The sequence below is a fragment of the Rhodoferax sp. LS1P39 genome (genome assembly GCF_056521425.1).
This window is the reverse complement of sequence record NZ_JBWMAV010000001.1, coordinates 763,422-771,571: the sequence shown is the minus strand read 5'-3', so window position 1 is coordinate 771,571 and position 8,150 is coordinate 763,422. Positions and strand designations below refer to the sequence as shown.

Genomic DNA, 8,150 nt, shown 5'->3' with positions numbered 1-8,150 from the left:
AAACACCAATGGCTTGGTGCGTCAGTACCTGCCCAAAGGCATGGATCTCTCAGATGTGAGCCAGGAGCAGCTCGATGCCATTGCCGATGAGATCAACAACCGCCCTCGTAAGACATTGAATGCGCACTCGCCTATTGAGGCCTATCGCGATTTCTTGCTCAAACACCATTCTCAGCACGCTACCATTCAATGATCCTTGTGTTGCACTTGCACTTGGACTTGAATCCGCCCTTATAGCAAGGGCGTGTGCAGCTATTTTTACGATAGCAATTGGATCGCTGGGGTGGTGGGGCTAGGGTCTGCCCTAGTTCCTGGGTGCAAAAAAGTACCAACATGGAACACACCGGCATCAATGGAATCGTCGGCGCTGCCTATGATTTCAGGTGTTTGTAAATTCAAGGCACCCCATAAGGAGAGACCCAATGGCAAGAGAACTGGAAGCTAAAGTGGCCGTCATCACCGGGGCTGCGTCGGGCATAGGCCTGGCCAGTACCGAGGCGATGCTGGCTGCGGGTGCGCGCGTGGTGATGGTTGACCGCGATGAGGCGGCGATGCAAGCGGTCTGCAGCCAGTACGGCGACGCGGTGATCCCGCTGCGCATCAACTTGCTCGACCCGAAAGACTGCGCGACCCTGGTGCCCAGGGCCCTGGACCTGGCCGGTCAGATCGACATCCTGCATGCCAATGCCGGCACCTACGTCGGCGGCGACCTGGTTGACAACGACAACGATGCCATCGACCGCATGTTGCACCTGAATATCAACGTGGTGATGAAGAACGTGCGCGACGTGTTGCCGCACATGATTGCGCGCGGGAGCGGCGACATCATCGTCACCAGTTCCCTGGCGGCCCATTTCCCCACGCCCTGGGAGCCGGTCTATGCGTCGTCCAAATGGGCGATCAACTGCTTTGTGCAGACGGTGCGGCGCCAGGTGTTCAAGCATGGCATCCGCGTGGGCTCGATCTCGCCCGGCCCCGTCATCAGCGCGCTGCTGGCCGACTGGCCGCCCGAGAAACTGCAGGAAGCCCGGGATTCAGGCAGCCTGCTGGAGGCCAGCGAAGTGGCCGAGGTGGTGCAATTCATGCTGACCCGCCCGCGCGGCATGACCATCCGCGACGTGGTGATGATGCCGACCAATTTCGACCTCTGAGCAAGGCAAACCGGGTGGCTTCAGCGCCAGTGGTGCCGGGAGTAGCCGAAGTTCAGCTCCACGCCGATCGGCAGAATCGGGCGGTAGGCGGGCACAGCCTGCACCACCACCGGGGCAGGCGTGGTGTAGACGGGTTCGGGCTGGTAGGTGTCGCCTGATATGACCTGCTGCTGCACCGGCGCGCGCACCGGTGGTATGTTGCTGTAGCCCATGGGGCTGACCTGCAGCGCAATGGTCGCGCCGGGGTCATTGGGCAGGGTGGTGGTGTACTGCTTGCCCGCGTACTCGTAGACCACGCTGTAGCCCGCGTTGCGGGTTTCATAAAAGGTTTGGGTGCTGCAGTTTTGCACCGTCTGCCATTGCGTCTGGCCCGGGCCTTCGATGTTGTTGCCCAGAATCACGCCGCCTAAAACGCCCAGCATGGTCGCCGCCGCGCGCCCGCTGCCACCGCCGATGGCGTTGCCCACCGCCCCACCGGCAATGCCGCCCATCAGCGCACCCGCACCGGAGCGCGGGGCTTCCACCGCCACCTGCTGGTTGCTGCACACCTGGCGGGGTACGGCCACCTGCTGCTGGATGGGGGTACTGGAGATGACCCGCCCGGTTTCCTGGGCGGCCGCGAAGCCTGTGACCAGGGTCAAGGCGCTGAGGAGGAGGATTTTTTGCATGGTGAGGATTAAACGCCGCAAAGCCCTCCGCAGTTCCCGGCTTTACCCGCTGGTTACCATTTTTCCCATGGAAAATTTAGCACTAAATTGGCACTCTGCGCTTATTCTATAAGCGTAAGTAGCTACGCTTTTGATAGTTCCTTGAACACTGCGTGCGCAGCGTCCACGGTGGCCGCAATATCGTCTGCCGTGTGTGCTGCGCTCACAAAACCAGCCTCGTACAGCGCCGGGGCGATGTACACGCCGCGGTCCAGCAGGCCGTGGAACAGGTGGTTGAAACGCGGGCTGCTGGTCTTCATGACCTGCGGGTAGTTTTGCGGCAGGGTGTCGAGCAGGAAGAAGCCGAACATGCCGCCCTCGCAGTCGCTGCTGAAGGCCAGGCCCTCTGCATCTGCGGCGGCCTGCAGGCCGGTGACCAGCGAGCGGGTGGTGGCCGACAGGGCTTCAAAAAAGCCGGGCTTGCGGATTTCGCGCAACGTGGCCAGCCCGCAGGCGGTGGCCACCGGGTTGCCCGACAGCGTACCGGCCTGGTAGACCGTGCCCAGCGGCGCCAGGTGCTCCATCACCGCGCGCGAGCCGCCAAAGGCTGCCAGTGGCATGCCGCCGCCAATCACCTTGCCCAGCACCGTCATGTCAGGGGCAAAGCCGGGGATGTGCTTGGCGTAGACGCTTTGGGCGCTGCCCAGGGCGACGCGGAAACCGGTCATCACTTCATCGAACACCAGCAGTGCGCCGTACTGGGTGCACAGCTCGCGGCAGCGGCGCATGAAGGGCACGGAGGCACGCACAAAGTTCATGTTGCCCGCGATGGGCTCGATCATCAGGCAGGCGATGTCCCGTCCGTGCAGGGCAAAGGCCTCTTCGAGCTGGGCGATGTGGTTGTATTCGAGTACCAGGGTGTGCTGCACCACCTCGGGCGGCACACCGGCGCTGGTGGCGCTGCCAAAGGTGGCCAGGCCGGACCCGGCCTTGACCAGCAGCGCATCGGCGTGGCCGTGGTAGCAGCCTTCGAACTTGATGATCTTGTTGCGGCCCGTGGCACCGCGCGCCAGGCGGATGGTGCTCATGGCGGCTTCGGTGCCGGAGCTGACCAGGCGCAGCATCTCCATGGACGGCACCAGCGACAGGATTTCTTCGGCTAACTCCACCTCGCGCTCGGTGGGCGCGCCGAACGAGAAGCCTTCGAGCAGGGCTTTCTGCACTGCTTCGACCACCACCGGGTGGCCGTGGCCCAGGATCATCGGGCCCCAGGAGCCGATGTAGTCGGTGTAGCGCTGGCCGTTGGCATCCCAAAAGTAGGCGCCGTGGGCGCGCTGCACAAAGCGCGGCGTGCCGCCCACGGCCTTGAAGGCACGCACGGGGGAATTTACGCCGCCGGGGATGACCTTGGTGGCGCGGTCAAACAGGGCTTGGTTCAGATCAGTGTCGGGTTTCATTCGGGGCCTCAAGTGCGGCAATGGCGCGCAGGGTTTCTTCGTCCAGGGGGGCATCGGGATCGCTGCCGTCGTCAGGTGCATCACCGTCTTCGGGCTGGGCCCAGAACATGCGGTCGGGCAGGATGTGGCCCATGCCGGGGCGAAAGCCGCCGTCCAGGCAGCGGTCCAGGTAGCTCATGGCTTCATTGGTGGCTTCGGCCAGGTCGCTGCCGCTGGCGAGCAGGGCAGCCAGCGCCGCCGACAGGGTTTCGCCCGCGCCGGTGAACACCGCCTCAAACAGCTCGAACTTCTCGCTGACCAGTACGGCCTGCGGGCTGGTGAGCACGTTTTCCACATGCTGGTCGGGCAGGGGGATGCCGGTGACCAGGGTGTAGGGCACGCCCATGGCGGACGCGGCCTTGGCGATGTCGCGCGGCGTGGGGTTGCGCTCGCCGCTCCAGTCGGGCAGCAGCCAGCGGCGCAGCGTGCTGTGGTTGCCCACCAGCACCGTGGTTTGCGGCAGCATCAGCTCGCGGAAGGCATCCAGGTAGTCTTCGATCTTGTCCTCGTCCCACCAGGACAGGTTGGGCATGTAGGCAATCACCGGCACGTCGGCGTAATCGGAGGTAATTTCTGCAATCGCGCTGACGTTTTCCGGGCTGCCCACAAAGCCGACCTTGAAGACCTGCACGGCAATGTCTTCCAGCACCGCACGGGCCTGCTCGGTGACGGCTTCTTCTTCAAAGCAGAAGTGCTCAAAAATCTCGCCGGTGTCGCGGGCGTAGGCCCCGGTGACCACGGGCAGGGCATGGCCGCCCACCGAGGCAATCGCCGTGGTGTCAGCGGCCAAGCCGCCCGCGCCGCTGGGGTCGCTGGCGTTGAACACCATCACGCAGGCCGGGCCTTCGAGCGGGTCGTCTTCGTCCTCGTCGGGTGCTTCAGGGGCCAGGGACGCGCCGGGCAGATCGTCGGGAGGGGGCTTTTTTGGGGGGGGAGGAGCAGTCATAGGCCTAAATCGGCTGAGGGGGCGTACAAAATGGTCAAGGCAATAATCTGCGTCTATACAATCCATTTCATTCTATTAGCTAAGGCTTTTTACGCTGTGACTGACTCTAAAACTTGGATGTGCCTGATTTGTGGCTGGATTTATGACGAGGCGACTGGCGACCCCGCCACGGGCATTGCCGCCGGAACCGCCTGGGCCCTGGTGCCCATGAACTGGACCTGCCCCGAGTGCGGTGCCCGCAAAGAAGATTTCGAGATGGTCCAACTTTGATGCGCGGCGACCGTCCGCGTCCCCCTGTTCTTTCCAGAAGAGGTGCCACGTGAGTACGCTTGCCACGACATTCAAAGTCCTTGTGGTGGACGACAGCAACACGATCCGTCGCAGTGCTGAAATCTTCCTGAAACAAGGCGGGCACGAGGTGTTGCTGGCCGAAGACGGCTTCGATGCCCTGTCCAAGATCAACGACCACCAGCCGCAGCTGATCTTTTGCGACATCCTGATGCCCAAGCTGGACGGTTACCAGACCTGCGCCATCATCAAGCGCAACCCCAAATTTGCGTCCATTCCGGTGGTCATGCTGTCGTCCAAGGACGGCGTGTTCGACAAGGCCCGGGGCCGCATGGTGGGCTCGCAGGACTATTTGACCAAACCGTTTACCAAAGACCAGTTGCTCCAGGCGGTGCAGCAGTTCGGTGCCGCCTTGCAAGGAACCATTTGATGCCTATCCACAACGTGCTGATCGTGGACGATTCCAAGACCGAGCTGATGTACCTGACCGACCTGCTGGAGAAAAACGGCATGGCGGTGCGTACCGCAGAAAACGCCGACGAGGCGTTTCGCCGCCTGGCCGAACAAAAGCCCGACCTGATCCTGATGGACGTAGTGATGCCGGGGCAAAACGGCTTCCAGCTGACCCGCACCATCAGCCGCAACCCCGAGTTTGCCGACGTGCCCATCATCATGTGCACCAGCAAGAACCAGGAAACCGACCGCGTCTGGGGCATGCGCCAGGGAGCCCGTGACTACATCACCAAACCGGTGAACGCCGCCGAGCTGAAGGCCAAGATCAGCGCCCTCAAGTAAGGCCACAGTTGCCATGGCGAACCGCGAAGCGCTCCGAGAACTGCAAACCCGATTGGCCTCCCGCCTGCAAGCGGCCCGCAGCGAAGGGCTGTCGGTGCGCTGGCTGGCGGCCCAGGTGGGCGGTGCCCGTTACCTGTTTCCGCTGGCCCAGTGCGGCGAAATTTTCCCCTGGACGCCGGTGCAGCCCGCCGCCTATACCCAGGCCTGGTTCATGGGCGTGGCCAATCTGCGCGGCGGCCTGTGCGGCGTGGTCGATCTGGTGCGCTTCATGGCCCCCGACACGCCGGTGCTGCGCAGCGATGCGGCCTTGTCCGAGTGCAGCCTGCTGTCGTTCAACGCGGGCATGGAGCTCAATTGCGCCATGCTGGTAGACCAGCTCAGCGGCCTGCGCGGCCCGGATGCATTTACCGCGTCCGCCCCGGCACCCGTGGGAGCACCTGGCTACCTGGGCCCCATCCACACCGACGCGGCCGGTTTGCCGTGGCAGGAAATCAACCTGCTGAGCCTGTCCCAACTTCCTTCTTTTCTGAGCATCAGTGCTTAGGGCCCCTCCAGAAAGCTGCACCATGCCCGCTGTTGACGACAAGTCCTACTCCCACCCGACCCTGGAGGACTCTGCGGATTCCGAGACCGATACCGTGGCCGATTACCCGGTTCTGCCGAAGGCGCACCCCAGCCACGACTTCGGCGAAAGCCGCTTTGTCAGCCCGCATGCGCCTGACGCAGCCGACGAATGGGTGAGCTTGCCCTTGCTGGGCCACCGCCACACCACCTCCCACCAGCGGATTCTGGCGGTGGTGATGGGGGCGGCCCTGCTGGTGCTGGCTGTGGTGGCCGCATGGGCCCTACACCGCGCCGACACGGTGGCGCAGCAACTGGCCGCCACCGGCCAGGCCCTGATGCAGTCCCAGCGCCTGGCCAAGTCGGTATCCCAAGCCCTGGTGGGCAGTGCACCTGCGTTTGCCGATGTGGCCGAAAGTGCCGACGTGCTGGCCAAGAACGTGCGCGGCCTGCAGGCTGGAGACGACCGTCTGAGCGCGGTCAACGCCGATGCCCAGACCGATATGGCCCAAATCACCCCGCTGATGGAGCGTGCCGAAAAGAACGCCGCCACCGTCATGGGCCAGCAAAAAATCCTGACCCAGGTGGGTGCCGCACTGCACACCATCAACCGCCAATCGTCCGATCTGCTGGAAATCGCGGAAACCGTGGCCTCGTTCAAATTGCAGCAGGCCGCCAGCCCGACCGAGATTTCTGCCGCAGGCCAATTGGTCATGCTGACCCAGCGCATTGGCAAGTCGGCGAATGAATTCCAGACCATGGAAGGCGTGAGTCCCGAGGCCGTCTTTTTGCTGGGCAAGGACTTGAATTCGTTCAAGGAAATCACCCAGGGTCTGCTGGACGGCAGCCCCGAGCTGCGCCTGGGCGCGGCCAAGGATGCGGCCACCCGCGAGCAGCTCCAGGCCTTGCTCAAGCTGTACGAAGAAACCCGCACCCAGGCCGGGGCGATTCTGGGCAACCTGCAAGGGTTGGTCTCGGCCCGCGAGGCGCAAACCGCCGTGGTGGGCGACAGCGAGCCGCTGCGCCGCCAGCTGGAGGCGCTGCAAGACAAGCTGTCGTCCCAAACCGGCCTGGGCCTGGTGGCCATTGCGGCGCTGGTGTTGTCGGCCTTGCTGGCCTTGGCCTGTGCCCTGGGCTTGGCCGCCGTGCAGTTGCGTGGTAGCCGCAAACGCCAGGCCACGGCCGAAATGCAGCGCCTGGATGCCGAGTCGTCGCAACAAGGCGCCAAACGCGTCAACGATGCCAACCAGGCCGCCATTTTGCGGCTGATGAACGAACTGCAGGCTGTGGCCGAGGGCGACTTGACCCAGCAGGCCACCGTGACCGAAGACATCACCGGGGCGATTGCCGACTCGGTGAACTACACCGTGGAAGAGCTCCGCGCCCTGGTGGGCAGCGTGCAGAACACCGCCACCCAGGTGGCCCAGACCACGGCGCAGGTGGACAGCACCTCGACCGAGCTGCTGGCCGCATCCACCGAACAGCTGCGCGAAATCCGCGAAACCGGCCGCTCGGTGCTGGACATGGCTTCGCGCATCAACGAGGTGTCTACCCAGGCGCAGGAATCGGCTGCGGTGGCGCGCCAGTCGCTGCAGGCCGCCGATTCGGGCCTGCAGGCGGTGCAAAATGCCATTGGCGGCATGAACTCCATCCGCGACCAGATCCAGGAAACCTCCAAGCGCATCAAGCGCCTGGGCGAATCCTCGCAGGAGATTGGTGAAATCACCGAACTGATCTCCGACATTACCGAGCAAACCAATGTGCTTGCGTTGAACGCCGCCATCCAGGCTGCATCCGCCGGGGAGGCCGGGCGTGGCTTCTCGGTGGTGGCCGAAGAAGTGCAGCGGCTGGCCGAGCGTTCGGCCGATGCGACGCGCCAGATTGCGGCGCTGGTGAAGGCCATCCAGACCGACACCCAGGATGCCGTGGCCGCCATGGAGCGCTCCACCCAGGGTGTGGTGGCCGGTGCGGCCCTGTCCGACAGTGCGGGTACGGCGCTGACCGAGATCGACCACGTGTCGCGCCGTCTGGCCGAGCTGATCGAGCAGATTTCGCAAACCACTTCGCGCGAGGCCGAAAAGGCCAACGTGGTGGCCGACAACATCCAGCACATCTTTGCCGTAACCGAGCAAACCGGTGCGGGCACCCGGACCACCGCGGCCCAGGTGCGCGAGCTGTCCGAGATGGCCGAAGAATTGCGCCTGTCGGTGGCGCGGTTCAAAATCAAGTAGGCGGCCATGCTGTTGTCGCCCACTGCCGCCACAGA

The 8,150-nt window shown here is 63.9% G+C and carries 10 protein-coding genes; 7 read left to right on the top strand and 3 right to left on the bottom strand.

All coding sequences use genetic code 11. The features are described 5' to 3' along the window. Together AC097O_RS03345 and AC097O_RS03340 are read left to right on the top strand one after the other, a co-directional pair. The coding region (locus AC097O_RS03345) for a transposase (RefSeq protein WP_479591456.1) at positions 1-193 on the top strand (193 nt) is incomplete at its 5' end. A gap of 229 nt (positions 194-422) precedes the next feature. Continuing rightward, positions 423-1,151: an SDR family oxidoreductase gene (locus AC097O_RS03340; protein ID WP_479591455.1), complete on the top strand. Its 729-nt coding sequence runs from the start codon at positions 423-425 to the stop codon at positions 1,149-1,151. 20 nt (positions 1,152-1,171) lie between these two features. Here the strand turns inward: AC097O_RS03340 and AC097O_RS03335 are convergent, their stop codons facing one another. The 3 genes from AC097O_RS03335 to thiD form a co-directional block, all read right to left on the bottom strand. Continuing rightward, positions 1,172-1,819 carry a glycine zipper 2TM domain-containing protein gene (locus AC097O_RS03335; protein WP_479591454.1) on the bottom strand — a complete coding sequence of 216 codons (648 nt, stop codon included), beginning with the start codon at positions 1,817-1,819 and terminating at the stop codon, positions 1,172-1,174. 122 nt (positions 1,820-1,941) lie between these two features. Beyond that, positions 1,942-3,255, bottom strand: a complete 1,314-nt coding sequence (hemL, locus tag AC097O_RS03330) for a glutamate-1-semialdehyde 2,1-aminomutase (protein ID WP_479591453.1) — start codon at positions 3,253-3,255, stop codon at positions 1,942-1,944. Then, positions 3,239-4,240 (bottom strand): bifunctional hydroxymethylpyrimidine kinase/phosphomethylpyrimidine kinase, encoded by a 1,002-nt coding sequence (gene thiD / locus AC097O_RS03325; protein WP_479591452.1) that lies wholly within the window; start codon positions 4,238-4,240, stop codon positions 3,239-3,241. Before thiD ends, hemL begins: the two co-directional genes overlap by 17 nt. 96 nt (positions 4,241-4,336) lie before the next feature. Here thiD and AC097O_RS03320 point away from each other — a divergent pair, with 96 nt between their 5' ends. The 5 genes from AC097O_RS03320 to AC097O_RS03300 are packed head-to-tail and all read left to right on the top strand — an operon-like array spanning position 4,337 to position 8,115. Beyond that, complete coding sequence (locus AC097O_RS03320; RefSeq protein WP_315182571.1) at positions 4,337-4,510, top strand: rubredoxin; 174 nt, start codon at positions 4,337-4,339, stop codon at positions 4,508-4,510. A gap of 49 nt (positions 4,511-4,559) precedes the next feature. Further along, positions 4,560-4,958, top strand: a complete 399-nt coding sequence (locus tag AC097O_RS03315; protein ID WP_295956710.1) for a response regulator — start codon at positions 4,560-4,562, stop codon at positions 4,956-4,958. Beyond that, positions 4,958-5,323: a response regulator gene (locus tag AC097O_RS03310; RefSeq protein ID WP_479591451.1), complete on the top strand. Its 366-nt coding sequence runs from the start codon at positions 4,958-4,960 to the stop codon at positions 5,321-5,323. Before AC097O_RS03315 ends, AC097O_RS03310 begins: the two co-directional genes overlap by 1 nt. 13 nt (positions 5,324-5,336) lie before the next feature. Further along, positions 5,337-5,867 (top strand): chemotaxis protein CheW, encoded by a 531-nt coding sequence (locus tag AC097O_RS03305; protein WP_479591450.1) that lies wholly within the window; start codon positions 5,337-5,339, stop codon positions 5,865-5,867. A 22-nt stretch (positions 5,868-5,889) separates the two neighbouring features. Further along, positions 5,890-8,115: a methyl-accepting chemotaxis protein gene (locus tag AC097O_RS03300; RefSeq protein WP_479591449.1), complete on the top strand. Its 2,226-nt coding sequence runs from the start codon at positions 5,890-5,892 to the stop codon at positions 8,113-8,115. The last annotated feature ends 35 nt before the right edge of the window (positions 8,116-8,150 follow it).